Source organism: Kribbella speibonae (assembly GCF_004331375.1).
GTDB lineage: Bacteria > Actinomycetota > Actinomycetes > Propionibacteriales > Kribbellaceae > Kribbella > Kribbella sindirgiensis.
Genome location: NZ_SJKC01000001.1, coordinates 2417560 through 2442453 on the forward strand (window position 1 = coordinate 2417560; position 24894 = coordinate 2442453).

Sequence of the window (24894 nt, forward strand, 5' to 3'; positions counted from 1 at the left end):
CCTATTTCCCTCCCCCCACCACTTCCTGTGCACTGCACGTCCGCAAGCGGGCGCGGGCATGGCGCGGGCATGGCGCGGGGTGTTAGCGGAGGGCGGTGCCTTGGGTGTGGGTCAGGAGGGTTAGGTCTTGGCGGGTGGGGAGGGATTCCCAGTCGCCGTACGCCGTGACGCAGAAGGCGCCTGAGGTGGTGGCGCGGGTGAGGCGGGCGTCGGGGGCGAGGTTGTCGAGGGTGGCGGAGAGGTAGCCGGAGACGAACGCGTCACCCGCACCGATGCTGTCGACAACAGTCACCGGAAGCGCCGGGCTGTGGATGGTGTGAACCGCGGCCGACGGCGCGTCCCCTGGCTGCCCCTCGGTCCGCGGGGCGTCCCCGGGCTGCTCCTCAGACGATGGCGTGGCCTTGGTGTGGGACCAGGCGCCCTCTCCGCCGGCGGTTACGACGACGGTGTTGACGGTGTTGAGTAGGTCGGCGACTGGGTGTTCGGCGTCGGTGAGGAGGTCGAGTTCGTCGTCGGAGGCGAAGACGGTGTGGAGGTGGGGGAGGAGTTCGCGCAGTGCGGTGGATGCTTCGGGGCGGGTCCAGAGGCGGGCGCGGTAGTTCACGTCGAGTGAGACCTGGATGCCCGCTGCGAAGGCCGTGCGTACGGCGGCCAGCGTCGCGGCGCGTGCTGTGTCGGAGAGCGCGGGTGTGATCCCGGTGACGTGGAGCAACCTCGGAGCCGTGGCGGTGACCGCGGCCGAGATCTCGTCCGGTGTCAGGGTGGAAGCAGCCGAGCCGCGGCGGTGGTAGCTCACGCGGGTGATGTCGTGCGACGGCTGGTCGAACGCGATGAACCCGGTGAACGCGTCGTCGGCGAACCGGATCCGGGTACCGACACCCTCGGCACGCAGCGTCCGCTCGATCAGCCGCCCAGGCTCGTCGTTGCCCACGGCACTCAGCCAGGTGACGTCGTGCCCGAGCCGCGCGACACCGATCGCCACGTTGCTCTCCGAGCCCGCGATCGAGAGCTGCGCATCCCCACCGAGCCGCATCGGCCGAGCAGTCCGCACCGAAACCATCGTCTCGCCGAACGTCAGCAAATCCGTCATTTCACCGCTCCAGTCGTACTCCGAGAACCGAGGCGATCCGCCGGATCGCCCTGTCGGCCGGTCCGGCCTCCCGCACCTGACGAGCCTATTTGCCTGGCCCACCCACCAAGTCAGGGGTTCCTGACCGTCATCGAGGGTTCAGAACCCCTCATTTGGTGGGTGGACCAGCCAAATTGCCGGGTCTGCCAGCCAAATTGCCGGGTCTGCCAGGCAAATTCGAGGGGGCGGGGTGGGGGTCAGATGTTGAGGGCGGTGCGGAAGGTGCTGGCTCGGATGGATAGTTCGGAGAGGGGGCCGCCGGTGGCGGCGTCGCCTAGGAGGGGGGAGCCTACGCCGACTGCGATGGCGCCGGCGGCGAGGTACTTCGGGGCGGAGACCGCGTCGACGCCGCCGACCGCGAGGAGCGGTGCGTCGGGGAGGGGTGCGCGGAGTTCGGACAGGTAGCCGGGGCCGTGGACCTTGGCGGGGAAGATCTTGACGGCGGTGGCGCCGAGATCCAGAGCGGCCACCACCTCGGTGGGCGTGAGGGCGCCGCACAGCAGCGGCAGGCCGAGCTCGACCGAGCGGTGGGCGCCGCGCGTGATCGCCGGCGTCACGGTGAAGTCGGCCCCCGCAGCGGCGACCTCGTCGGCCTGCGCCGCGGTGACGACCGTGCCGGCACCGATCAAGATAGAAGCGTCGTACTGCGCCCGCGCCTTCGCGATCGCCTCGACGCCGCCGGGCGTGGTGAGCGAGACCTCGAGGGCCATGATGCCGGCCTCGACGAGGGTCTGGACGCAGGCGAAGGCGGTGTCCGCCCCGTCGGCGCGGATGATCGCGAGCAGTTTCCGGCTCCGGAGTTCGGCAAGCAGATCCATAATCCCCAACCTATGTGATCGATCCAGACATAGGACGTCCCATGAGCTCTGGCGTGGACGCCAAATGTGTGGCTAAATTTCGAGGTAGACAACCGCCCCGTTGTTTACTTTCAGGAGGCATCCGCTCATGCCTAAGCTCAAAGCCCTGCTCATGGTCCTCGCGCTGGCCGCGCTGACCATCCCAGCGCCAACCGCCCAAGCTGCCGTCACCACAACAGTTCTGTTCAACAAAGGGGACGCCGGATTCGGCTGCTACCGCATCCCCGCGATCGTGAAGACCAAGGCCGGCACGCTGCTCGCGTTCGCCGAGGCCCGCCGCGCGTGGTGCGCGGACTCCCAGGAGATCGACCTCGTGCTGCGCCGTTCGGAGGACGACGGCCGCACCTGGTCGGCGACTCAGACGGTCCTCTCCGGCACCGACACCGACCCGAATGCGGTCGCCACCCGCGGCAACCCGGCGCCGATCGTCGACTACGAGACCGGCCGGATCGTGCTGCTGAGCACGATGGACCCCGGTACGACGAGCCGCCCGCGTACGCCGTACGTCCAGGTCAGTGACGACGACGGGAAGACCTGGAGTGCGGCGAAGAACATCGGCGGCCAGATCGACGATCCGGCCTGGGGCTGGTACGCGACCGGGCCTGTGCACGGCATCCAGCTCACCCGCGGCGCGCACACCGGCCGCCTCGTCGCGGGCACCAACTACGACAACGGCGCCGGCCAGAACGCCGGTCAGCTTGTGTACAGCGACGACCACGGTGAGACCTGGCACAAGGGCGCGACCGATCTCCGCTCGGACGCCACGCCACAGGAGATCAGCGTCGTCGAGAAGGTCGACGGCGGTGTGTACGCCGGTGCGCGCAACAACGCCGGTACGTCGGGCGCGAGCCGGATGGCCGCGGTCAGCAACGACGGCGGTCAAACGTTTTCCGCGCCGTTCGCCACCATCGACGGACTGACTACGCCCGTCGTCCAAGGGTCGCTCCAACGCCTCAGAGCTGTCGATCAAGGCGACAAGTACAACCGCCTTCTGTTCGCGGCGCCGGCGGATCCGGATCGGCGCAGATACATGACGATCAGGTCCAGTTTCGACGAGGGCAAGACCTGGCAGACCGTTGCCGAGGGCACCCGCATCACCAGCGACTGGTCTGGATACTCCGACATGGCGATCCTCGACACCGGCGAGATCGGCCTGCTGTACGAAGGCGGCACGGTCGACGCCCGCGACCAGATCCGCTTCGCCCGCTTCACCGAGACCGACATCGGCCACCCGGATGCGCCGCTCGGCGGTCCGACGACACCGGACGTTTCCGGCCTGCACAACGACAGCTACCTGCGCGGTGGCACCACCGCCGTGACGGGCAAGTTCGGGCAGGCGAGAGACCTCGACGGCGTTGACGACGCGATCCAGCTCCCGTTCGCCGAATCGCTCGCGGTCGGCGCGGGTGACTTCACCGCGATGGCGTGGATCAAGTACGGCGCCAGCACGACGCCCCAGGCGATCTTCTGGGGCTACAACATCAACGAGTTCTCGCAATTCTGGCTGCGCGCCGAACCCGCGGACAGTCGTATCCGCGGCCTGATCACCACCGGCGGCAACACGGCCGCGGTCCAGACCACGAAGGCCTACAACGACAACGCTTGGCACCACGTCGCCCTGCAACGCAAGGCCGGTACGCTCTCGATCTGGGTCGACGGTACCCAGGCCGCTAGTGTCACGGCCCCGACCGGATCGGTCAGCCCCGGCCGGCCCTTCAAGATGTACGTCGGGCAACGCCTGGACGGCGCGCACCACTTCGATGGCTCGCTGGACGAGGTCCGGCTCTACAAGCGGGCCCTGACCGCGACCGAGCTCAACAGCATCCGTACCGCGAACAGCACCTCGGCGCCCAATGCCGTACTCGATCTGCCCCTCGGGTGACATCACACTGACCTGGCGGACAACGTCAACCGCCAGGTCAGTTCACCACTCGCCGGCACCACCGCGGCGTCGTCCGGACCGGCGGTCGCCAGGTCGAACACGCGACCCAGCATCGGCTCGACCCCGAGACTCCGGTACGGCGCATCGGTCGGGAAGCCGCCCTGGTTGCGCCACAGCGCGGTGGAGACTGGTTGCCCCGGGCAACTCAAGGTCATGGTGAGCTCCGCGCCGCGATCGCGGACCGATACCGTCGGGCAGTCCACGAGGACTGCGCCCGCGGCCGTCCCGTCGGTGGGGCCGAACACTCCAAGATCAAGGGGTGTCGGCCAGACGGCGGTCACCCACGGGTCGTCGTCCGGCCAGGCCCACGGCAACCACGGCTCCGCTTCGGGATACAGGCGGCATTCGGTCCCGGGCGGTGCGGAGATGGTTGCCCCGGCGTTGCAGTCGAGGAGCGCGTGTGCGGCCCACACGAACCGATAACCCGGGACCGCCTCGAGGCGGTAGTCGACGGCGAGGGTGTCGGTACCGGGGGTGAAGGCGCGGGTGAGGATCGCGCCCCCGTGCTCAACTGAGGTGTCCCAGGGCTGGTTCCACAAGCCACCGTGGTCGGGGAATCCGCGGACGGTGGGGAAGCATTCGTCGACACCGCCCGCGTCGATGAAGGTGGCGAGCCCGGTACGCGCCCCGGTCACCAGGCCGGGTCCGGCCCAGAGCCATTCGCGGCCACCGAGCTGGAGCGAGGTCCAGCGGCCCCCGTCGGCGGGGTCGACCGTCACCGTCCGGTTCGGCTGTTGGGTCACCATTCGGCGAAGGATCCGTCCTCGTGGGTCCAGACCGGGTTGCGCCAGGCGTGGCCGGTTCGGTCCGCGGCACGGACGGCGTCCTCGTCGACCGTGATTCCCAGGCCGGGCAGGGGATTCCACTCGGCATGCCCGTTGACCCAGTCGAACGGCGCGGGATCCACGACGTACGACGTGAGGTCGCTGGTCACATTGTAGTGGATGCCTCGGCTCTGCTCCTGGATCAGGAAGTTCGGCGTCGCGAACGACACCTGCAACGAGGCCGCCAGCGAGATCGGCCCGAGGGGGCAGTGCGGTGCGAGCATCGCGCCATGTGCATCCGCGAGGACGGCGATCCGGCGGAGCTCGGAGATCCCGCCGGCGTGGGAGACGTCGGGCTGCACGACCGCGACGCCGGCGTTCAAGGGCGCCAGGAAGTCGGCCCGGTGGTAGAGCCGTTCGCCGAGTGCGACCGGGACCGTCGAGGCCTCCACCACCGAGGACAGGTGCGCCATCTGCTCCGGCAGCACCGGCTCCTCGACGAACATCGGCTGCAGGTCCTCGACCGCGTGCAGGATCCGCCGCGCCGCAGCCACGCCGACCCGTCCGTGCAGGTCGATCGCGACGTCCCGGGAATCGCCCAGGACCGCCCGCGCGGCCGCCAGCCGGTTGACGATGTCGTTGACCTCGGCAACGGACGGCGAGGTCTGGATCTGCCCGCTGGCGTTCATCTTCACGGCCGTCATCCCGGCCGCGACCTGCTCCGCGACGGACTCGCCGATCGCGGACGGTTCGTCCCCGCCGACCCAGGCGTAGACCCGGACCCGGTCGCGGACCCGCCCGCCGAGGAGCGCGGCGACCGGAGCGCCGTACACCTTGCCCGCGATGTCCCACAGCGCGTGGTCGAGCCCGGCGACGGCGCTGCTGAGCACCGGCCCGCCGCGGTAGAACCCGCCCTTCGTCAGCACCTGCCAGTGCCGCTCGATCTGCAGCGGATCCTGGCCGATCAGGTACTCCGACAGTACGTCGATCGCGGCCCGGACGACCTCGGCGCGTCCTTCGACGACCGGCTCGCCCCACCCGACCACACCGTCGCTCGTCTCGATCCGGCAGAACAGCCAGCGTGGCGGGACCAGGAACGTCTCGATCCTCTCGATCTTCACGAGCGCCGCCTACGCGCCGACGTACGGCGGCCGGACGAGCCGCGGACCTCGGTGAGGTCCTCGGCGGCCTTCGCGAGCAGCTCCCGCATCGCGAGCTCGGCACCCTCGGGGTCGTGCGCGCGGACCGCGTCCACGACGCGCCGGTGGCTCGGCACCGGGTCGTCCGACGGCTTGACCCTGTGCACCAGCCGGTCGCGATCCGCGAGCCCGGTCTCCATGATCACTTCCATCTTGGTCAGCAGTTCGTTGCCTGTCGCGGCCAGCAACGCGCGATGGAACGCGAGGTCCGCGGACGCCGCGGCGACGTTGTCACCGGCGGACTCCATCGCCGCGAGCGCCTCGTCGAGGGCCGCGAGGTCTGCGTCGTCCGAGCGCAGCGCGGCCAGCCGAGCCGCGGCAGGCTCGACGATCCCGCGCACTTCGTGCAGCTCCTCGAGCAACTCGGGCCGTACGTCGGCGTCCTTGAAGTGCCAGCGGATCATGTCCGCGTCGAGCAGGTTCCAGTCCGAGCGCGGGCGGACGAACGTGCCGCGTTTCTGCCGCGCGTCGACCAGGCCCTTCGCGGTCAGCACCTTCAGCGCCTCCCGGACCGCGGTCAGGCTGACCCCGAGGTCGGCCTGCAGCTCGGTCACGTTGATGGTCGCGCCCTCCGGGATCTGCCCGGACAGGATGCGCTGCGCCATCACCTCGACGATCTGCCCGTGCAGCCCTCGCGAAACCCCGCGCTGAATCCCCGTCACACCGCTCTCCCTCACGCCGAGTCCTTCGTTGCGGACCATCCGCCATCGACCACCAGGCTGGTGGCGGTCACGTACGACGCCTCGTGGGACAACAGGAACGCGACGGCTTGCGCGACCTCGTCCGGCTGCCCGAGCCGCCCGAGCGCGGTGGCCTGCGCGCTGCGTTCACGTCCTTCGGCGTCGACCCGGTCCCACATCGCGGTCACGATCGGCCCCGGAAGCACGGTGTTCACCCGGATCGAGCGACCGTACTCGACCGCGAGCTGGCGTCCGAGCGCGACGAGTGCGCCCTTCGTCGCGGCGTACGCCGGATGTCCGGGCAGGCCCGCGATGGCGTGCACCGACGACACGAGGACGACCGAGCCGGCGTTCGCGACGAGGTCGTCGTACAGCGCCTGGAAACCGAGGAACGCCGCGGTCAGGTTGACGTCGAGCTGACGCTGCCAGGACGGCGGTGACAGTTCGTGGGCCGGTTTCACGTCGACGACGACCGCGTTGCTGACCAGACCGTCGATCGGACCGAACTCGTCCCGGCCGCGGGACCGGACCTCCGCCCAGGTGTCCTGCGACGACACGTCGCCGACCACGCTGATCGCCTTGCCCGGCACGTCCTTGCAGGGATGGACGTCGACCTGCACCACCTGCGCGCCCTCGGTCTGCGCGCGTTCGGCGCAGGCCGCGCCGATCCCCGACGCAGCCCCGGTCACCACGATCACCCGCCCAGCCAGCCGCACGTGCCGCCTCCTCCAGAAGCCGAGGTCCTACCCAAGCACGGAGGCAGGCAGGGTTCCAACGATGAACGAGGCACCAGTTGACCGTGACAGGTAATGCCCGGTCAAGCGATTTGCTCGTAATTTACGAATTAATATTGACAGCTGCGACGCGTCGCCGCAAGATCGTCCGCAACACACCACAGACCCGACTGGCATCGCCGGCCGGGCAGAGCTCAGGAGTTCGGGCATGACTGCATTGGCAGCGGATCGGCGGACTTTCCTCAAGGGACTCGGACTGCTCGGCGCAGCCACCCTGGTTCCCGGGTGCGCGACATCGTCGAAGAGTCCGGGCAGCGGCGGCGCGGCCACTGGTGAGCTGGCGCTGCAGTCGAACCTGTCCAGCGAGCAGGCGAAGGCCGCGATGGAGAAACTCGTTGCCGCGTACAACAAGACCGGCGGCTCCCAGGTCAAGCTGAACACGGTCGCGTCGGAGATCTTCCGGACCCAGCTGCCGACGTACCTGACCTCGGCGAACCCGCCGGACGTCTACACCTGGTACGCCGGCTCGGTCGCGGACTCGTACGCGAAGAAGGACCTGCTGCTCGACGTCTCGAGCGTCTGGGACTCGATGGGCAACTACTCGAAGGCGATGCAGACGCTGTCCACGAGCAGCGCCGGCCAGAAGATCTTCGTGCCGACCAGCTACTACTGGTGGGGCATGTTCTACCGGAAGTCGAACTTCGCCAAGTGGGGCGTGACACCGCCGAAGACCTGGGCCGAGTTCGTCGCCGTGTGCAAGACCATTCAGGGCAAGGGGATTCCGCCGATCGGGATCGGGCTCGGCGACACACCGTGGGTCGCCTCGGCGTGGTTCGACTACCTGAACATCCGGATCAACGGCGCGCCGTTCCACCGGCAGCTGCTGGCCGGCCAGGGGAACTTCACCGACCCGAAGGTGAAGGCGGTCTTCACGAAGTGGCGCGAGGTGCTGCCGTACTTCGACCCGAAGGGGAAGTCGTTCCCGTTCCAGGAGGCGACGTCGGCGCTGCTCGCGGGGAAGACCGGGATGTTCCTGATCGGGACGTTCTTCGCGGACTCGGCGCCGAAGGACGCGCTGGACGACATCGACTTCTTCCAGTTCCCGATCATCGATCCGGCCGTACCGGTCGCCGAGGAGGCGCCGACGGACGGGTACTTCGCCTCGAAGAAGGTGCAGGACGTCGACGGGACGAAGAAGTTCCTGACCTGGCTGGCGACGGCCGAGGCGCAGGAGATCTACGTGCAGAACTCTTCCGGTACGGCGATTCCGGCGAACCCGGACGGGAAGTCGGCTGATACACCGCTGGTGAAGAAGGGCAAGGCGATGATCGAAGGCGCCGCCGAGATCACCCAGTTCTTCAACCGCGACTCCAGCGACGCCCTCCAGCCGACCGCCGACGCCGCCCTCACCAAGTTCCTCGACAAGCCGGACCAGATCGACAAGATCCTCGCCGACTGGCAGGCAGCAGCCCAGAAGGTCTTCAAGGCGTGACAGCCACAGCTGTGGAGACCCGGAGCCGAAGCGGTTCGGCGTTCGGAAAACGTCGTACGCGGCGGGTCTCTCCGCTCATCCTCGCGTTCGTGCTGGTGCCGTTCGTGGTCGAGGCTGTGTGGGTGTTCTGGCCCGCTGTGCAGGGGTTCTGGTTGGCGTTGACGAGTTGGGACGGGTTGTCGGCGCCTCGGTTCGTCGGGTTCGGAAACTTCGGGGACATGGTTTCCGATCCGATTTTCCGGACTGCACTGAAGAACACCGCGATCTGGCTGGTGCTGTTCGGTGGGCTGAGCGTGGTCGGCGGGTTCGGGATGGCGTTGCTGCTGCAGTGGGAGCGGCGCGGTGTCGGGATCTACCGGGCCGCGCTGTTCACGCCGGTGGTCTTCAGCCTGGTGGTGACCGCGCTGATCTGGCGGGTGTTCTACCAGCCGGATGGACTTGTCGACACGGTGTTCCGGACCGTTGGCCTGGGCAACTTCATTCGCCCGTGGCTGGCCGACCCGGACACCGCGCTGTACGCCGTGATCGTGCCGGCCCTGTGGCGCCAGATCGGGTACGTGATGGTGCTGTACCTGGCCGGCCTGAAGGCGGTCGACCCCGCGCTCTACGAGGCTGCGAAGGTCGACGGCGCGTCCGCCTGGCAGCGCACCCGGTACGTCACGATCCCGCAGCTCAAGGGCGTGAACTCGGTCGTCCTGTCGGTGATCGTGATCGACTCGCTGCGGTCCTTCGACATCGTCTGGTCGATGACGAAGGGCGGGCCGTACCACTCGTCGGAGCTGCTCAGCACGTACATGTACTCGACCGCCTTCCAGTCCACCCAGCTCGGGTACGCGTCCGCGCTGGCCGTGGTGATCTTCGTCCTCGCCCTGGCCGTCATCCTCGGCTACCTGATCCGCGCCTTCCGGGAGGAAACGTGATACGGCGTACCGGTTACCACGTCGCGATGGGGCTGATCTCGTTCCTGTGGGTGGCGCCGATCCTGTGGGTGATCGTGATCTCGTTCCGTTCGTTCGACGACGTTGCGGCGAACGGACTCGGATCACTGCCGCATTCGTTCACATTCTCGACGTACAAGTCGGCGTGGGAGGACGCGGACGAGTTCCGGGCGCTGATCAACAGCCTGCTGGTGACGATCCCGGCCGTGCTGCTGAGTCTCGGGCTGGCGTCGGTCGCGGCGTACGGGCTGGCGCGCTACAGCATCCCGTTCCGGCGGACGATCCTGTTGCTGATGTTGATGGGGAATCTGTTGCCGCCGCAGATCCTGCTGATCCCGATCTCGCGGTTCGTGGAGCTGATCGGGTACTACGACACGCTGATCGCGCTGATCGCGGTGCATGTCGGGTTCGGGCTCGGGTTCTACACGTTCGTGCTGCACGGGTTCATGCGGGACCTGCCGCGGGAGATCCAGGAGGCCGCGACGATCGACGGGGCCGGGCCGGGGAAGATCTACTCGGCGGTGATCCTGCCGCTGACCCGTCCGGCGCTAGCAGCGCTAGGGGCGCTGTCGTTCACGTGGATCTTCAACGACCTGCTGTGGTCGATCACGGTGATCCGTTCCGGCGAGAAGATGCCGGTCACACCCGCGCTGCTCGGTCTGCAAGGCCTGTTCGTGTCGTCGTGGAACGTGATCGCGGCCGGCACGGTGATCGCGGCAGTGCCGACGGTCGCGGTGTTCCTCCGGTTCCAGAAACACTTCGTCGGCGGGCTGGCGATCGGAGCGGTCAAGTGAGGACGTGGACCTTGCGCGGTACGTCGACGTCGTACGTCGTCGGCGTACCGGATCACGGTCAGTGGGCGCAACTGGTTGCCTGGGGCTCGCATCCGGTGGAGATCGTCGGCACGGAGCACTTCGTCCCGCGCGCGGACGTGGAGCCCGTGGAGTACGCCGTCCGCGGCGTCCGCTACACGGCACCTGTTGACCTGGTGGTCGGCGGACCGGACGGTTCCGACGAGTTCCGGCCGGTGTTCGTCGAGGCCCGTGAGGGTGACGAGCTGGAACTCGAGTTCGCGGATGTCATCCGGATCGTCCTGCACTACCGGATGGTCGGGGATGCGGTGGAGCGCTGGGTCTCGGTGCGGAACGACGGAGCGGACGAGCTGACGCTGTATCGGCACGATTCGGCTGGGTTCGTGGTTCCGGTGGGGAACACCGTCAAGTACTTGTGGGGCGAGTGGAACAGCGAGTTCCAGCAGACGTCGGTGACGCTGCCGCGCGGACGGTTCACGATCGGGAGCGCGCAGGGGATCACAGGGCATTCGTACTCGCCGTTCCTGGCTACCGATGGGGATGTCGCGTACGGCGTACAGCTGGCGTGGTCGGGGTCGTGGGAGATGTCGGCCGACGTGGACACGACCGGACTGCTGCGCATCCAGGCCGGCCGGACGTCGTCGAGCCGCGGGTTGCGGCTCGAGCCGGGACAGACGTGGGTGTCGCCGAAGGCTGTCGGGGCTTGCAGTGCTGAGGGCGCGGACGGGTTGGCGCGGGTCTTCCACGAGTACGAGCGGGCTGGGTCGCGAAAACGTATTCCGAAGGTGCTGTACAACTCCTGGTTCGCGACCGAGTTCGACATCCGCGCCGACCATCAGCTCGAGTTGGCGCGGCGGGCGGCGGGTATCGGCGTCGAGACGTTCGTGGTGGACGACGGATGGTTCGTCGGCCGGTCGGACGACACCGGCGGGCTGGGGGACTGGGAGGTCGATCCGGCCAAGTTCCCCGACGGGCTCGACGGCTTCATCAACCGGCTGCGAGCGATCGGCCTGGATTTCGGGTTGTGGATCGAGCCCGAGTCGGTCAGCCCGAAGTCGAGCTTGGCGGAGGAGCACCCGGAGTGGATTCTGCGGACGGACCGCCTGGCGCCGGTGCTGGTGCGGAATCAGCTGTTGCTCGATCTGAGTCGCGACGATGTCCGCGAGTTCATCTGGGGAACACTCGATCGGTTGCTGTCGTCGTACGACATCAAGTACTTGAAGTGGGACGCGAATCGGCCACGGCTGGACTCCGGGGATCAGCGCCGGGATCTTGATGGCCGCGTGGTGACGAATCTCTACGCCATCCTCGATCGGTTGCGGGCCGAGCATCCGGACGTGTTCGTCGAAGGGTGCGCGGGTGGCGGCGCGCGGGTGGATCTGGGGACGGCCGCGCGGGTGGACACGCTCTGGCCGAGTGACAACACGGCGCCGCTGGATCGGCTGCGGATTCAGGAAGGATTCCGGAGCGGGTTCGCTCCGCATCTGATGAGTTCGTGGGTGACCGATGCCGAGGGTACGCACGACGGTCGGGAGCGGTCGCTCGATGTCCGGTTCCATGTCGCGATGGCCGGCGTGCTCGGGATCGGCGCGGATCTCTCGCGCTGGACCGACGACCAGCTGAAGACGGCCGCACGTCATATCGAGCAGTACAAGGGCTTTCGGGAGTTGATTACCGAGAGCAAGGTCTACGGGCTGGCAGGCGGCGTGCAGTACGTCGGTCCGCACAAGTCCGTGGTGTTCCTGTGGGAGACCGGCGACGGCAACGTGCGCGGCACGCTGCCGACCCGGCCGCGGCGGGTGCCGCTGGCCGGGCTGGATCCGGCGAAGAACTACCGGGTGGGCAACGAGACCCACTCGGGCAGCTACCTGCTGCAGGTCGGGGTCGCGTTCGACGACTCCGCCGACTCGCACTGCCTGGTCGTCGAGCTTCTCGACTGACCGTTCCGCTCAACGGCAGAAAAGGAAATCAGGATGAAGCGATTGCTAGGTGGGGTGATCGCGGCGGCCTTGCTGGCCGGCGCGCTCGCGACTACCACCGGAGCTGTGGCGGCTCAGGCCACAGCTCCGGTCCTCAGCCCGACGCCCTACATGGGCTGGAACACGTACTACGGACTCGGTGGCGACTTCACCGAGGACACGATCAAGTCGGTCGCGGACTCCCTGGTGAGCCGTGGCCTCGCGAAGGCCGGCTACGACATCGTCTGGCTGGACGGCGGCTGGCAGGCCGACCAGTCCCGCAGCGACGCCGGCGACCTGGTGCCGAACCCGGCCAAGTTCCCGAACGGCCTGAAGCCGCTGGTCGACTACATCCACAGCAAGGGCCTGAAGGCCGGTATCTACACCGACGCCGGCCCGTACATCCCGGGCAAGTGCGGTCTCGGGAGCGGCGGGTACTACCAGCGCGACGCGGACCAGTTCGCCGCCTGGGGCTTCGACGCGGTCAAGGTCGACTACCTGTGCGGTATCGCGGCGAACCTGGACCCGAAGACGGTCTTCACCGAGTTCGCCCAGGCGCTGCGTAACAACGCCAGCCACCGGCCGATGATCTTCAACCTGTGCAACCCGGTGACGTCGCCGGACTGGGGCAACTACCCGGAGTCCCAGCAGTCGATCAACTCGTGGTCGTACGCGCCGGAAATTGCACAGTCGTGGCGTACGTACACCGACGTCGGGTTCCAGGGCGACATCAAGTTCAAAGACGTACTGCGGAACTACGACGCGAACGCGCGGCACCCGGAGGTCGTGAAGCCCGGCGCGTTCAGCGACCCGGACTACCTGGCGCCCGAGCTCGGGATGAGCGACGAGGAGTTCCGTACGCAGTTCACGCTGTGGGCGGTCGCCGCCGCACCACTCGTCGTCGGCAGCGATATCCGTAAGCTCAGCGCGACCACGATCGGGATGCTGACCGATCCGGACGTGCTGGCGATCAACCAGGACAAGGCCGCGGTTCAGGCGGTTCGCGTCGGCGCGGCCGGTACGACGGAGACGTGGGTCAAGCGGCTCGCCGACGGCAGCCGCGCCGTCGTACTGCTCAACAGGGGCGACAGCGCGCAAACGCTCACCACTACCGCGTCGGCGGTCGGACTGAGTGGCGATCGGTTCACGCTCAAGAACGCCTGGAGCAACAAGGTGACCGAGAGCGGTGGCGTGATCAGCGCGGCGGTTCCGGCCCACGGTACGGCGTTGTTCCGCGTCGCACCGGCCCGTGGAATTCCCGGCGTACCGCATGTGACAGCGGGGATCCCGCAGGTGACGAAGGTCGGGACGGACGCGCAGCCCGAGGGGGCGGCGCCGGTGGTTGCCGGTGGTGACGAGCTCACCGTGCAGGTTGCCGTCCGCAACGATGGGCTGCTGCCGGTGTTCACCCCGGCGGTAACGGTCGCCGGTGGCACCGGGTGGACAGTGAAGTCGTTGTCGAAGGCACCTGCTCTCATCGAAGGCGGCCGGCAAGCCACGTTCGCGTTCACCGTCAAGCTCCCGGCCGGTGCCCCGCCCGGCACCGCGAGCCTGACCGCGACAACGACGTACCAGGCGATCGGGTACGGCGTACAGAAGCAGACGACCGTACTGTCTCCGGTGGTCGTCGCGCCCGAACCGCCGAGTGGGACGGTGCCGTTGTCGCATCATCAGTGGATCACCGCGACCAGCGGTTGGATGTCGCCGACGATCGACGAGAGCGTCGGCGGCGGCAACCCGATCAAGCTCACTGGCACGACGTACTCCACCGGGATCGGTGTCGCGTCCCCGTCGCTGATCCGGTACTACCTGGGCAAGTCGTGCGCGCGGCTGACCGGCACCGTCGGCATCGACGACGTGGTCGGCAACGTCGGTCCGGACGGCGGTACGTCGACGTTCCAGGTCGTCGGCGACGGCAAGGTCCTGTTCGACAGCGGCACCGTCGACCGCTTCACCCCGAAGCAGTTCGACGTCGACCTGACCGGCGTCCGCGTCCTCGACCTCCTCGTCGGCGACGCCGGCGACGGCGGCTACAACGACCGCGCCGACTGGGCCGCCCCCACCGCCACCTGCTAATCCCAACAACTTTGAGAACCCACCAACCACCCAGCGAGCTGAAAAACGGTTGGTGGGTTCTCAAAGTGAGGTCAGATCCAGTCGACCTCGACGGACTGGAGCCAGGTCCAGGTGCGGTTGCGCCAGGCTGGGGACTGCTGGGCTAGGCGGGTCGCGTACTCGGGCCAGTTGGTGTCGGTTTTGTGGGACCATGCTTTCTCGGCGGCGCCGGGGAGGCGGGGGAGGAGCAGGAGTTCGAGGTCCTCGGGGCCGGTGATGGTCTCGCACCAGATCGCGGCCTCGACGCCGGCGATCTGGTCGGCGCTCTCGATGCCGGGCAGGCTGTCCACCGGGTCCCACGAAACGCCGTGCTCGATCGACGCGGCACCGTAGAACTCCAGGCCGAGACGCTCCCGGGCCTTGTCCTGCTCGGCGTCGGTGGACGTGTCGGCGTGCGGGCGGTCGAAGTACAGCCAGGTCACCGGCGAGACGATCAGCTTCGCGCCCTGCTCGAGGGCCTTCGGGGCGTCGTACTTCGCCTTGCGCAGCGCGTCGGCCAGCACCGGCAGCAGTTCCTCGGGCGGCGTCGGCGCGTCCGGGTTCTCGCCCATCTTGTCGATGTCGAGGTCCAGCCAGAACTGCACGACATCCTCGGAGCCGAGCGTGGCGCGGGCGATCTCCTGCCAGCCGACCACCTTCTTCCCGCGATCCCGGACGAGCCCGGCCGCCTTCTCGACGAACGTCACGTGATCCTCGTCCGACATCCCCCAGGTCTCGTCGCCGCCGATGTGCACGTACGCGCTCTGCGGGAACTGCGGGATGACCGCGTCCAGCACGTCCTCGACGAACGTCCACGTCTCGGGGCGACCCGGCTCGAGCGCGTTCAGCGGGATCGACGTACCGTTGCCGAGCTCGATCGTCCGAAGCTCGGCCGGGGCCAGCTCGGGGTACGCCGTGAACACCGCCGACGTGTGCCCGGGCATGTCGATCTCGGGTACGACGGTCACGTACCGCTCAGCCGCATACGCAACCAGCTCGGCCAGCTCGTCCCGGGTGTAGTACCCGCCTGGACGATCGCCGAGCGCCCCCTTCGCGGCGACATCGGTCAACGCCGGTCGCGACGGCACCTCGACCCGCCATCCCTGGTCGTCGGTCAGGTGCAGGTGCAGCACGTTGAGCTTGTACAACGCGAGCATGTCGATCACGCGTCGTACCTCGTCCGGCGTATGGAACGTCCGTACGACGTCGAGCGACAGCCCACGCCACGCGAACCGCGGCCCGTCGACGATCCGAGCAGCAGGTAGCACAGCCGCACCGTCCTGCAGATGCGCCGAGATGAGCTGACGCAGAGAGGTCAGCCCTCGGTGAACCCCCTCCGGCGTCGGACCCCAAACCCGTACCCCGGTGGCCGCAACCTCCAACCCATACCGCTCATCCGCACCTTCGTCGCCATCCGCGCGGAGGCCTGCAGCGGGTGGTACGTCGTCCACCGGCGCGAGCTCCACGGTGATCCCGGCGGAACCGGTCAGCGCGAGGCCGCCGTCGAGTTCCACGTCCTCGACGAAGCGGGCTACCGGGTCGGCGAGCTCGGGAGGTGCGGTGACGCCCGAGGAGGTGGTGAGGGTGAAGGTTCCGTCGGCTGAGGTGAGGAGAGCGGGTGCAGGGATCATGGGACGAGTCTGCGGCAATACAGGGCATCCGGGGTACCGCTGGAACCGACGCGCGTCGTGAAAGCGATCCCGGCGGCGTACTCGTCGTCGGCGCATTGGCCCTTGTAGTGCCCGCTCGCGAAGTCGCCGCCGCCACCGCCACGGTTGTCGCCGCGGTCGAACCAAACCGTCCGGCCAACTGATCCCAACGACTGCGACGTCCCGGCGCACAGGGCGGACGACACGCGGGCGCCGCGCACGCTGTAGCCGATCAGGTAGAAGTTCGGTGCGCACTGGTACTTCGTGTAGCCCGAGGCCCAGTCAGGAGACACATGGCTCTCGTCGTGAACCACTTCATAGGCGCCCGACCAGACAGGTCCGCCTGAGCGGCAGAGGCCGCGGTTGCCGGTGTGGCTGAGGCCGGCCAGGCGGAGTCCGTCGGGGCACGCGGCCTTGCGGGCGCCGGTGTCCCAGTCGCCCGCCACACGCATCCGCAACGACTGGACGAAGTCTCCGTGGTCCGGGCTGAGCATCTTCCACACCGTCGACGGCTCGACCGGCCCGGTCTTGCTCGGTGCGTTCAGCAAGCGGGTCCAGGCGGACGCGCGCCAGTCGTCGCCGTCGTACAGGCCGATGCGTTGACCGGCGGAGTCCCAGGCCAGCAGGGCCCAGCCGTTGCCGGTGCGGTTCTCGTGCCAGCCGACCAGCGGCCAGTACGCGAAGTCGGCGTCGGTGCGGATCAACTGGTCGACGAAGTGCTCGAACCAGGCGCGCTGCAGGACGCCGGTCTCCTCGCGGCCGCCGATGCCGAACTCGCTGATCCACAGCGGGGCGGTGAAATGCCCTTCCTCGCCGGTGACGAAGAACGCCTGCCGGGTGAGTTCGCTGATCAGTTCCTCGGGCGACAGATCGCGGTACCGCGGATCGTGGGTCTCGCCGGTCCCGGTCGCGCCGCTGTGCCGCGGGCCGGTGTAGTCGTAGAAATGCGCCGAGTAGACGAGCTTGTTCGACGCGACCAGCGTGTGCGACAGGGTGCGCGCCGGGGTGAGCGTCGGGCGGTCGTGCGGGAGACCGTCGGCGGGGATGCCGGTCCAGTTGATGCCCTCGACAACGATCAACAGGTTCGGGTTCGCCTCGGTGAGGATCCGGTCGCCGAGGTGCTGTGAGGCGGCGAACCAGTCGTGCTGGTCGCCGAGGCCCCAGTTCGGGTCGTCCAGGAGATCCCGCCGTACCTCGTTGTAGAGGTCGGCGCCGACGACGCGCGGGTTGGTCTTGTAGCGGTTGACCATGAACAGCCAGTCGTTCTCCCAGGTCTCGGTCGACTGGCTCGCGTTCCAGCGTTCGTTGCCGTCCAGACCGCAGCACCAGCGGGTCGTGGTGGTGTGGTTGTTCAGGATGACGGCGAACCCGGCGGCGGTGAGTTGCTGTACGACGACGTCGTACACCTGGAGCGGTGTCTTGCCGGCCAGTGAGGGGTTGGCCGCGACGGCCGAGACAGGCGTGTTGTCGTGGATCATCTCGTTGGAGAACGGCAGGCGGACGCTGTTCAGCCCGAGCTCGGCGAAACCCGCGATGATGTCCGCGATCGGTGCCCGATCCAGCCCGAGAGGCATCCGGTTGCTGTTCTCGCCGGCGTGGTGGTTGGCGTTGTCGCTCTGGTCGCCGGACCCGTTCCACGTCCCGCTGGCACCGTGCCAGTTCCCGGACTTCAACCGGAACCGGTTGCCGTTCGCATCGACGATGTAGCGGCCGCTGGTGCTCAGGGGCGCGACCCAATCGGCAACCAGCCGATCAGGAGTCGAGGCGGTCGCGGGAACAACAGGGCTGATCAACGCCAGCAGGATGACGATGATCGCAGACGGGGCGATTCTGCGCATACTCCGATCGTGGCGGCCGGCGACGGTCTGCGCCATCCCAGGCGGGTCACGATGTCAGCGAGAGCCGCAACACCTCGTCGAACCCGTCCAGGTTCAGCGTCCGGCCGGAGTTGTCCAGCAGGATGTGGGTGGCCCCGGACCATTCGCACGGCCTGGTGGTAGCGGTGGCCCAGAACTGGTCCCAGTGCGCAAGCTTCCAGGTGTCGCGAGGGAGGCCGCGATCGGCCACGCGGTCGTGGATCGCGTGGCTCTCCGCGGTGACGTGGACGACGATCAGCTCCGCCGCCGGCCACCCGGCCGTGGCGTCGACCAGGTAGTCGCGGTCGCTGAAGTACCGGCCGAACGGAGCATCCAGTACGACGGAACGCCCGACGTCGAGGTTGTCGGCGCAGAGCCGGAGCAGTGTCGCGTACTCCAGCGGCAGGATCGCCGCCTGGTAGAACGCGTTGTGGTCCCGGTCGTTCTTGTCCGAACCGTTCTGCTCGAGCAGCAGCTCGGTGAACGACGTCGCGACGGTGTCCTTGTCCAGATACGTCGCGGCGTACCGCCGGGCCAGCTGCCGGCTCACGGTGGATTTCCCGGAGCCGGCCGGCCCGATCACGAAGAACACCCTAGGAGTCACGACGTTCCTTCACGAACACACCGTACGACGTCGCGCCCACCAGCAGCAGTGCGCCGCCGACGATGAACACCAGGCTGTAGTTGTTGCCGGTGGCATCGAGAATGAAGCCGGTGACGGTCGGAGCGAGCGCCGCGCCGAGGAAGCCGCCGAAGTTCTGGATGGCGCCCAGTGACGCGACCTGCGCGGGCTTGGCCAGGTCCGACGCCAGGGTCCAGATCACGCCGATCGGGATCTGCGCCGCGAAGTACCCGACGCACAGCAGCGTGATGCTCAGTACGTCGCTCTGCACGAATGCCACCGGCAGGACCGCGGCCGCGGCGAGTACCGCGCCGCCGACGATCGGGATCTTCCGCGCCGTGAGGGTCCGGACGCCGCGCTTGATCGCCCACGCGGAGATCAGCCCGCCGGTCAGGACGCCGACGATGCCGCACAGGAACGGGAGCGCCCCGATCCAGCCGGTCTTGGTCAGGCTGAACCCGCGGCTGGTGTGCAGGTAGCCGGGCAGCCAGGTCAGGTAGACCCAGACGGTGTAGAAGATGCCGAAGGCGCCGATCACCATGAACCAGGTGTTGCGTTGCTTGAGCAGCGAGCCCCAGGAGCCCTTCGCGGCCTGCCGTTCGGCGGCGGCCTCCTCGCCGAGGCCCTTGATCGCGGCCTCCTCGGCGGCCGTCGGGTTGCGGTACAGCTTCACCCAGACCGCCACCACGATCAGGCCGAAGGCGCCGACCACCATGAACATGCCCTGCCAGCTCATCGTCAGCATCAGGAACGTCAGCAGCGGCGGTGCGATCGCGTTGGCGATCTGCGAGCCGGTGTTGATCAGCGACAGCGGCAGCGACCGCTCGTCCTTGTGGAACCAGCGCTGGGAGACCTTGAGGCCGGAGGTGAAGAACGGCGACTCCGCGATCCCGAGGGCCACGCGCGCGGCGTACAGGAAGGAGAAGCTGCGCGCGAAGCCGGTGATGATCGTGATCACCGACCACAGGCCGGCGGCCCACGCGTACATCGCCTTCGCGCCGAACCGGTCCACCAGGTATCCGGCCGGCAGGTTGGCGATCGCGTACGGCCAGGCGAACGCCGAGAGCAGCACGCCCATCTCGATCGTGTTCAGGCCGAGATCCGCGGCGATCGTCGTGTTCGCGACGCCGAGCGTGCCGCGGTCGAGGTAGTTGACGACGCCGCCGATGACCAGCAGGCCGATGAAGAACCACCGCACGCGGGTCGGTCGTGCGGGCGCGTCCTGTGCGGTGTCCGTGGTCTGAAGAGTTGTGTCCTGCATGGCGGTTCTCCTAGGGAGAGTTTATGAAGCGCGCGCCTGATCGACGGCGGCCAGAAAGGTCTTGGCGGCGATCGCCACTGGTTCGTAGTCGCCCGGTGTGTGCTCGGCCTTGGTCACGAAGCTGCCGACGCCGACCGCGGAGACACCGGCGGCGAACCATTCGCCGACGTTCTCCGGGGTGACCCCGCCGGTCGGCGCGACCGGGATGTGGCCGAGCGGGGCCAGCACCGACTTCACGTACTGCGGTCCGAGGACCTCGGCCGGGAACAGCTTGACCAGGTCCGCGCCGGCCTCGGCCGAGTTGACGATCTCGGTCGGGGTGAACGCCCCGCTGATCGAGACCGCCTGGTAGCGGTTGGCGACCGCGAGCATCTCGGGGCTGAGGTTCGGGCTGACCAGCAGTTGCGCGCCGGCCTGGATCGCGGCGTACGCCGCCTGCGCGTCCAGCACGGTGCCCGCGCCGACGACGACGTCGGGGTGCTCGGTGGCGAGTCGCTCGATGACCCGCAGGGCGTTCGGGACGGAGTAGGTGATCTCCAGCGCCCGGATGCCGCCCGCGATCGCCGCCGTGGCGACCTGGTAGGCCTCCTCGGCGTCGTCGAGCCGGACGATCAGGACCACGCCTGTGTCGGCGATGGCCTGAAGTCGTTGCAACTTTGTGAACATGGTTTCACAGATTATTTCAGTGATTCACATCCGTCAACAGATGATGTGAAGATCTGTTAAGTTCTGATCATGGAGAGCACGGGACCTTTGATTCCGGAGCAGCGGCACCAGCGGGTGCTCCAGTTGCTGCGCCGTGACGGCGTACTGAGCACGCGGGCGCTGACCGACTACCTCGGGGTCTCGCACATGACGGTCCGGCGGGACATCGCGGCGCTGGAGGCGTCCGGCCAGGTCGTGTCCGTGCAGGGCGGCGTCCGGCTCGCCGGGACGGCCGGGCAGGTGCCGCCCCAGGAACGCCGGCAGCGCGCGGTTCTCGAGCTGCCGCGGAAGCGCGCGATCGCCGCCGCGGCCGCCGAGTTGGTCACCGACGGCATGGTGATCTATCTCGACGCCGGTACGACGTGTGAGTCGGTGGTCCCGCACCTCGTCGGGCGGCGCGATCTCACCGTCGTCACCAACGACTTCTACGCGGTGACCGCGCTGTTCGACGTACCGGACGTCGCGGTGATCCACACCGGCGGGGCCGTCGACAAGGAGAGCGCGTCGAGCAGCGGCCGGCTCGCCGCGGCGACGCTGTCCGCGATCAACCTGGATCTGTTCTTCCTCAGCACGGGAGCGTGGAGCATCTCCCGCGGGGTGAGCGCGCCGACCCTCGACAAGGTGGATCTGAAACGCGCCGCGCTGGCGTCCGCGACCAGCACGGTTCTCCTGGCGGACAGCACGAAGTACGGCACCACCTCGAAGTTCCAGGTGGCGGATCTGGAGGAGCTCGACATGATCATCACCGACGCCGAGCTGTCCGACGACACCCGCAAGCGCGTCGAAGACCTCGGAGTCGAGCTGCGACTGGCTGACTTCGGGTAGCTGACCCGGCATAGTTCGGAGAGTGGTGCTTGGGTTTGGTGGGGATCTCGAGTTCGACCCGGCGTTGTTCGAGGTACGGCGGGGTGGGTCGCCTGTGCCGCTGGAGCCGCAGGCGTTCGACGTACTGGCGTATCTCGTCTCGCACCGTGACCGGGTGGTTCCGAAAGAGGAACTGATGGACAGCGTCTGGGGCGGCCGCTTCGTCAGCGAGACGGCCGTCACCAGCCGGATCAAGCAGATCCGGCGGGCGCTCGGGGACGACGGTCACAGCCAGCGGATGATCCGCACGCTGCACGGCCGCGGGTACCGGTTCGTCGCACCGGTCGAGACGCAGCCCGGGCTGCGGCCGAGCGAGCCGATCAGGTACACGGTCAGCGACGGGCTCCACATCGCGTACCAGGTGACCGGCGGCGGCGACCTCGACATCGTGCTGGTTTCGGGTTTCATCTCGCACCTCGAGCTCGACTGGGCGGATCCCCGGCACGCGCACTTCCTGCACCGGCTCGGGTCCTTCGGGCGGCTGATCCGGTTCGACAAGCGCGGTACCGGGATGTCGGACCGGCCGTCCGGCATCCCCGACGTCGAGACGCGGATGCACGACGTCCTCGCGGTGATGGACGCGGTCGGTTCGCGCCGGGCGGTGCTGGTCGGGTACTCCGAGGGCGGCCCGATGTCGGTCCTGTGCGCCGCCGCGCACCCGGATCGGGTGGCCGGGCTGGTCCTGTACGGCACCTATGCCAAGCGGGTGTGGTCCGAGGACTATCCGTGGGCGCAGCCCCAGGAGGAGCGGGAGGCGTACACCGAACTCCTCGTGAACAAATGGGACTGGGAAGCCGACATGCTGCTGCGCTGCCCGTCGGCGGACGAGCCGATGCAGCGCTGGTGGGCGCAGCGGATGCGCGCGTCCGCGACACCGTCGACCGTCCGGGCGCTGATGGACATGAACTCCCTGGTGGACGTCCGCGACGCGTTGCCCGCCGTCCGGGTTCCGACGCTCGTGCTGCACCGGACCGGTGACGCGCTCGTCGACATCGGCGGTTCGCGGTACATCGCCGATCGCGTCCCCGGCGCGCGGTTCGAGCAACTGGAGGGCAACGACCACTTCGTCTCCGGGAACCCGGATCAGATCCTCGACCCGATCGAGGAGTTCCTGCGCGACCTTCCCGATCCGGTGGCGCGTCCGCTGGCGCTGGCCGCGGTCGTCGTACCGGCCGGCCACAGGTCGGACGACGTGGTGACCGGCTTGGCCGCGGCGGGTGGCCGTCGCCGCGTCGGTCCGGCCGGCCGGACGGTGGTGCTGTTCGACGGACCGGCCACCGCGGTGCGCGCGGGGCTCGCCCAGCTGCGGGACGGCGATCGGCTCGGTATCGCGATCGCCGAAGTACCCAAGGACGAACTCGAGCTCGACGCGTACGGCGTCCAGGTCGCGATCGGGCTGGCCGACGACGCACCCCCGGGGTCGGTGTGGCTGACCTCGGGGGTGCGCGATCTGCTGGCCGGCTCGGGGATCGCGACGGAGCCGGTCGCCGAAAACGTGTTCCGCGCGCCGCGCTGAGGTCAGGCCGTCGCCACGTCGATCGATACCGGGACGCCGTGGGTGATCACGTCGTACACCGCGGAGCGGCTGCGGGACTGTTCGACGAGGGCGCGGAGCTTCTCCGCCTCGGCGTCGCCCTTGACGTGGAACACGACGCGGATCGCCTCGTACCCGTTGCGGACCTCGGGGTCGAGCCCGAGGATACCGAGCAGGTTGATGTCGCCTTCGACCGTCGACGTGACCTCCTCGAGGTCGATGCCGCGCGCCGACGCGATGTTGGCCAGACCTGCCGTCAGGCACGCGGCGAGGGCGTGCAGCAGGTGCTCGGCCGGGGTCGGCCCGTTGTCGCCGCCGACCAGTACCGGCGGGTGGTCGGCGTCGAAGGTGAAGTCGGCAGGACGCGTGTTCTCCTGGCCGGCTCCGTAGTACCCGTTGATCGTGCCGCGGTTGTGGGTGCCGCTGATCCACCGGTTGGTGGCGCGGAACTGGAAGCGGGCGATCTCCGGCTGCGCCTTGACGGCATCGAGCGTCGCGAACAACGTGGCGACGTCGACACCGTTGCGGCCGTTATCGGTCGTGGTTGCGGTCATGGTGCTGGTCCCTTCAAGCGGCAAGTGCGGTGAGTTCTGGAAACGAGGCGAGCGCGTCGGCCTCGCGTTCGAGCGCGTCACTGAGCTGCAGTTGCAGCTCGACGAAGCGCTCCGGTGCCGGGAAGGCGGTCAGGGCGCGGGTCAGGTCGAAGACCTCGCGAGCCATCACGTCCCGGGTCTCCTCGTACGACGGCAGGTCGTCCTGGTCGACGGCGGTCGCCAGTAGTTCGGCGTCCCGGAAAGCGTCGGTGATGCCGTGCCCGGTGATCGGGTCCCGGTGGTAGCCGGCGTCACCGACCAGGGCCCACCCCGGACCGTGGGATCGCCGGCGGTAGTTCGGCAGGTTCGCCGTACCGCGGAGTCGTTCGGTGATGCGGCCCGCGCGCACTCGTTCGCCGAGTTCGGGAACGAGTAGGTCGAGTTGTTCGACGAAGGCCTTCGACCGGTCGGAGCCCGCCGTCCGGATCGGTTCGAGCAGCGGGGTGGGCCGGATCAGCCAGACGCAGGCAGCGTCATTGGTCGGGAAGACGCCGGCGAACCTGTCCTTCCCGATGTGGAACGCGTAGGTATCCGGTGCGAGACCGGAGACGTACGTGTAGAAGACGGCGCACGGCGAAGTGAACTGCTCGAGCTTCTCCGCGCCGAAGAGGCCGGCCATCCGTGACCGGCGGCCGTCCGCACCGATCACGAGGCGGGCGGGCAGTTCGACGTGGCCGCCGTTCGCATCATGGCCGGTGACGCCGGCGACCCCGCCGTCGTCCGAGCGCAGCAGTCCGGTGACGGTCACCCCTGTCCGGAGTTCCGCGCCCGACTCCACGGCGGCGTCCGCGAGGAGTTCGTCGAGCACGTACCGGCGTGGTGCGACCAGGCTGTCCACGCCGGCCCGCTGTTTGATCCGCCGTACCTTCGAGTCCCCCTCGATGTCGAAGAGCACCTGCGTGATCGCCGGCGCACCGGTCGCGAACACGCGATCGAGCAGGCCCCAGCGCGACAGCTGCACCACACCGCCGCGCAGCAGCCCGTGGGTCGACACCGTGTCGCTCGGCAACCGTGCCTTGTCGACCATCACCACGTCGCGGCCGGTCCCGGCCAGCAACATCGCGGTCGCAGCCCCGGCACACCGGGCTCCGACCACCACCACGTCGTACATCGTCCCCGCCCCCATCCCTCAGTGATGGGGTCGACTCTCCGCCGCCCGGCGCCCCGAAACTTGGAGGGCTCGTGGAGACCGCGATCTCCACGAGTTCTCC

General features: G+C 68.4%; 21 protein-coding genes. 8 read left to right on the forward strand and 13 right to left on the reverse strand.

From position 1 onward, the window contains the following. Positions 1–82 precede the first annotated feature (82 nt). Entirely contained in the window at positions 83–1090 is a 1008-nt protein-coding gene (locus tag E0H92_RS12195) for a sugar kinase (RefSeq protein WP_131496270.1), read from the reverse strand. Between the two features lie 236 nt (positions 1091–1326). Then, a complete protein-coding gene (locus tag E0H92_RS12200; RefSeq protein ID WP_131496271.1) occupies positions 1327–1947 on the reverse strand; it encodes a bifunctional 4-hydroxy-2-oxoglutarate aldolase/2-dehydro-3-deoxy-phosphogluconate aldolase in 621 nt (206 codons plus the stop codon). 127 nt (positions 1948–2074) lie between these two features. On the opposite strand from E0H92_RS12200, the gene E0H92_RS12205 reads away from it, so the two are divergent. Beyond that, on the forward strand, positions 2075–3868 hold the full coding sequence (locus E0H92_RS12205; RefSeq protein WP_131496272.1) for a sialidase family protein: 1794 nt from the start codon (positions 2075–2077) through the stop codon (positions 3866–3868). Positions 3869–3870: 2 nt separating this feature from the next. Here E0H92_RS12205 and E0H92_RS12210 read toward each other — a convergent pair whose 3' ends face one another. Genes E0H92_RS12210 through E0H92_RS12225 form a run of 4 tightly spaced genes read right to left on the reverse strand, consistent with a single transcriptional unit; the run spans position 3871 to position 7287 of the window. Next, a complete protein-coding gene (locus E0H92_RS12210; RefSeq protein ID WP_131496273.1) occupies positions 3871–4674 on the reverse strand; it encodes a hypothetical protein in 804 nt (267 codons plus the stop codon). Further along, the gene (gene dgoD, locus E0H92_RS12215) at positions 4668–5813 is read right to left on the reverse strand and encodes a galactonate dehydratase (protein WP_131467691.1); all 1146 of its coding nucleotides are present in this window, start codon (positions 5811–5813) and stop codon (positions 4668–4670) included. The genes E0H92_RS12210 and dgoD overlap by 7 nt, the downstream gene beginning before the upstream one ends. Next, on the reverse strand, positions 5810–6553 hold the full coding sequence (locus E0H92_RS12220; RefSeq protein ID WP_238153449.1) for a FadR/GntR family transcriptional regulator: 744 nt from the start codon (positions 6551–6553) through the stop codon (positions 5810–5812). Before E0H92_RS12220 ends, dgoD begins: the two co-directional genes overlap by 4 nt. A gap of 11 nt (positions 6554–6564) precedes the next feature. Continuing rightward, positions 6565–7287: an SDR family NAD(P)-dependent oxidoreductase gene (locus E0H92_RS12225; RefSeq protein WP_131467689.1), complete on the reverse strand. Its 723-nt coding sequence runs from the start codon at positions 7285–7287 to the stop codon at positions 6565–6567. 226 nt (positions 7288–7513) lie between these two features. Between E0H92_RS12225 and E0H92_RS12230 the strand changes: the two genes are divergently transcribed. Genes E0H92_RS12230 through E0H92_RS12250 form a run of 5 tightly spaced genes read left to right on the forward strand, consistent with a single transcriptional unit; the run spans position 7514 to position 14581 of the window. Beyond that, positions 7514–8797 (forward strand): ABC transporter substrate-binding protein, encoded by a 1284-nt coding sequence (locus E0H92_RS12230; RefSeq protein ID WP_131467688.1) that lies wholly within the window; start codon positions 7514–7516, stop codon positions 8795–8797. Beyond that, positions 8794–9717 carry a carbohydrate ABC transporter permease gene (locus E0H92_RS12235; RefSeq protein WP_238173387.1) on the forward strand — a complete coding sequence of 308 codons (924 nt, stop codon included), beginning with the start codon at positions 8794–8796 and terminating at the stop codon, positions 9715–9717. Before E0H92_RS12230 ends, E0H92_RS12235 begins: the two co-directional genes overlap by 4 nt. Continuing rightward, a complete protein-coding gene (locus tag E0H92_RS12240) occupies positions 9714–10529 on the forward strand; it encodes a carbohydrate ABC transporter permease (protein ID WP_131285348.1) in 816 nt (271 codons plus the stop codon). Before E0H92_RS12235 ends, E0H92_RS12240 begins: the two co-directional genes overlap by 4 nt. Then, entirely contained in the window at positions 10526–12487 is a 1962-nt protein-coding gene (locus E0H92_RS12245; RefSeq protein WP_131496274.1) for an alpha-galactosidase, read from the forward strand. Before E0H92_RS12240 ends, E0H92_RS12245 begins: the two co-directional genes overlap by 4 nt. A gap of 33 nt (positions 12488–12520) precedes the next feature. Beyond that, positions 12521–14581: an NPCBM/NEW2 domain-containing protein gene (locus E0H92_RS12250; RefSeq protein WP_131467686.1), complete on the forward strand. Its 2061-nt coding sequence runs from the start codon at positions 12521–12523 to the stop codon at positions 14579–14581. 71 nt (positions 14582–14652) lie between these two features. On the opposite strand, the gene E0H92_RS12255 is transcribed toward E0H92_RS12250, so the two are convergent. The 5 genes from E0H92_RS12255 to E0H92_RS12275 are packed head-to-tail and all read right to left on the reverse strand — an operon-like array spanning position 14653 to position 20653. After that, positions 14653–16230: a beta-N-acetylhexosaminidase gene (locus E0H92_RS12255; RefSeq protein WP_165549757.1), complete on the reverse strand. Its 1578-nt coding sequence runs from the start codon at positions 16228–16230 to the stop codon at positions 14653–14655. Continuing rightward, complete coding sequence (locus tag E0H92_RS12260) at positions 16227–18086, reverse strand: glycoside hydrolase family 5 protein (protein ID WP_202873580.1); 1860 nt, start codon at positions 18084–18086, stop codon at positions 16227–16229. Before E0H92_RS12260 ends, E0H92_RS12255 begins: the two co-directional genes overlap by 4 nt. Before the next feature lie 46 nt (positions 18087–18132). After that, a complete protein-coding gene (locus tag E0H92_RS12265) occupies positions 18133–18708 on the reverse strand; it encodes a P-loop nucleotide/nucleoside kinase family protein (RefSeq protein ID WP_131496277.1) in 576 nt (191 codons plus the stop codon). Beyond that, entirely contained in the window at positions 18698–19987 is a 1290-nt protein-coding gene (locus E0H92_RS12270; protein ID WP_131496278.1) for an MFS transporter, read from the reverse strand. The genes E0H92_RS12265 and E0H92_RS12270 overlap by 11 nt, the downstream gene beginning before the upstream one ends. Positions 19988–20008: 21 nt before the next feature. Next, positions 20009–20653 (reverse strand): bifunctional 4-hydroxy-2-oxoglutarate aldolase/2-dehydro-3-deoxy-phosphogluconate aldolase, encoded by a 645-nt coding sequence (locus tag E0H92_RS12275; protein ID WP_131496279.1) that lies wholly within the window; start codon positions 20651–20653, stop codon positions 20009–20011. 69 nt (positions 20654–20722) lie between these two features. On the opposite strand from E0H92_RS12275, the gene E0H92_RS12280 reads away from it, so the two are divergent. Both E0H92_RS12280 and E0H92_RS12285 read left to right on the forward strand, forming a co-directional pair. After that, positions 20723–21517, forward strand: coding sequence for a DeoR/GlpR family DNA-binding transcription regulator (locus tag E0H92_RS12280; RefSeq protein ID WP_131496280.1), 795 nt, complete (start codon positions 20723–20725; stop codon positions 21515–21517). 22 nt (positions 21518–21539) lie between these two features. Then, positions 21540–23072 (forward strand): alpha/beta hydrolase, encoded by a 1533-nt coding sequence (locus E0H92_RS12285; protein ID WP_131496281.1) that lies wholly within the window; start codon positions 21540–21542, stop codon positions 23070–23072. A gap of 2 nt (positions 23073–23074) precedes the next feature. Here E0H92_RS12285 and E0H92_RS12290 read toward each other — a convergent pair whose 3' ends face one another. Together E0H92_RS12290 and E0H92_RS12295 are read right to left on the reverse strand one after the other, a co-directional pair. After that, positions 23075–23644 carry an OsmC family protein gene (locus E0H92_RS12290; protein ID WP_131467678.1) on the reverse strand — a complete coding sequence of 190 codons (570 nt, stop codon included), beginning with the start codon at positions 23642–23644 and terminating at the stop codon, positions 23075–23077. Positions 23645–23657: 13 nt separating this feature from the next. Further along, the gene (locus E0H92_RS12295; protein WP_165549758.1) at positions 23658–24794 is read right to left on the reverse strand and encodes an NAD(P)/FAD-dependent oxidoreductase; all 1137 of its coding nucleotides are present in this window, start codon (positions 24792–24794) and stop codon (positions 23658–23660) included. Positions 24795–24894 lie beyond the last annotated feature (100 nt).

What these genes read in the sequence shown, in the direction of transcription:
- E0H92_RS12195 (WP_131496270.1), bottom strand. Translation starts at nt 1,090, where the DNA reads ATGACGGATTTGCTGACGTTCGGCGAGACGATGGTTTCGGTGCGGACT.
- E0H92_RS12200 (WP_131496271.1), bottom strand. Translation starts at nt 1,947, where the DNA reads ATGGATCTGCTTGCCGAACTCCGGAGCCGGAAACTGCTCGCGATCATC.
- E0H92_RS12205 (WP_131496272.1), top strand. Translation starts at nt 2,075, where the DNA reads ATGCCTAAGCTCAAAGCCCTGCTCATGGTCCTCGCGCTGGCCGCGCTG.
- E0H92_RS12210 (WP_131496273.1), bottom strand. Translation starts at nt 4,674, where the DNA reads ATGGTGACCCAACAGCCGAACCGGACGGTGACGGTCGACCCCGCCGAC.
- E0H92_RS12230 (WP_131467688.1), top strand. Translation starts at nt 7,514, where the DNA reads ATGACTGCATTGGCAGCGGATCGGCGGACTTTCCTCAAGGGACTCGGA.
- E0H92_RS12250 (WP_131467686.1), top strand. Translation starts at nt 12,521, where the DNA reads ATGAAGCGATTGCTAGGTGGGGTGATCGCGGCGGCCTTGCTGGCCGGC.
- E0H92_RS12255 (WP_165549757.1), bottom strand. Translation starts at nt 16,230, where the DNA reads ATGATCCCTGCACCCGCTCTCCTCACCTCAGCCGACGGAACCTTCACC.
- E0H92_RS12260 (WP_202873580.1), bottom strand. Translation starts at nt 18,086, where the DNA reads ATGCGCAGAATCGCCCCGTCTGCGATCATCGTCATCCTGCTGGCGTTG.
- E0H92_RS12270 (WP_131496278.1), bottom strand. Translation starts at nt 19,987, where the DNA reads ATGCAGGACACAACTCTTCAGACCACGGACACCGCACAGGACGCGCCC.
- E0H92_RS12275 (WP_131496279.1), bottom strand. Translation starts at nt 20,653, where the DNA reads ATGTTCACAAAGTTGCAACGACTTCAGGCCATCGCCGACACAGGCGTG.
- E0H92_RS12280 (WP_131496280.1), top strand. Translation starts at nt 20,723, where the DNA reads ATGGAGAGCACGGGACCTTTGATTCCGGAGCAGCGGCACCAGCGGGTG.
- E0H92_RS12290 (WP_131467678.1), bottom strand. Translation starts at nt 23,644, where the DNA reads ATGACCGCAACCACGACCGATAACGGCCGCAACGGTGTCGACGTCGCC.
- E0H92_RS12295 (WP_165549758.1), bottom strand. Translation starts at nt 24,794, where the DNA reads ATGTACGACGTGGTGGTGGTCGGAGCCCGGTGTGCCGGGGCTGCGACC.